The organism is Acetobacter sacchari (assembly GCF_017377715.1).
Taxonomy (GTDB): domain Bacteria; phylum Pseudomonadota; class Alphaproteobacteria; order Acetobacterales; family Acetobacteraceae; genus Acetobacter; species Acetobacter sacchari.
This window is the reverse complement of sequence record NZ_JAFVMF010000067.1, coordinates 1-334: the sequence shown is the minus strand read 5'-3', so window position 1 is coordinate 334 and position 334 is coordinate 1. Positions and strand designations below refer to the sequence as shown.

Annotated in this window: 1 pseudogene; it reads left to right on the top strand. The window is 62.0% G+C overall.

Annotated elements, in window-relative coordinates:
• A pseudogene (locus J2D73_RS20280) lies at positions 1 to 334 on the top strand (recombinase family protein); the annotation flags it as partial.

The window sequence follows — 334 nt, the reverse complement described above, 5'->3', positions numbered from 1 at the left end:
TTCAGGCCATCCTCGACGGCGTTCCGGGTGCGAAGCTCAAGGATAAGATCGGCGCACTGGAAGCCCGCAAAACAGAACTCAAGGAGTTCCTTGCGACCGCCGAGGCGCCGCCTCCCCTTCACCACCCGAACATGGCGGAGATCTACCACCGGCGGATCTCGTCTGTCGATGCAAGCCCTCAGGCCGAGGAGACGAGGACCGAGACGGCCGAGCGCTTGCGCACGCTCGTCCCACAGGTCACATTTCAGCCGACCGACGGTGAACTGGCGATCATCTTACGTTGCGATCTTATGGCGATCCTGCAGTTCGCGGCGCACGAGAAAAACGCCACGGT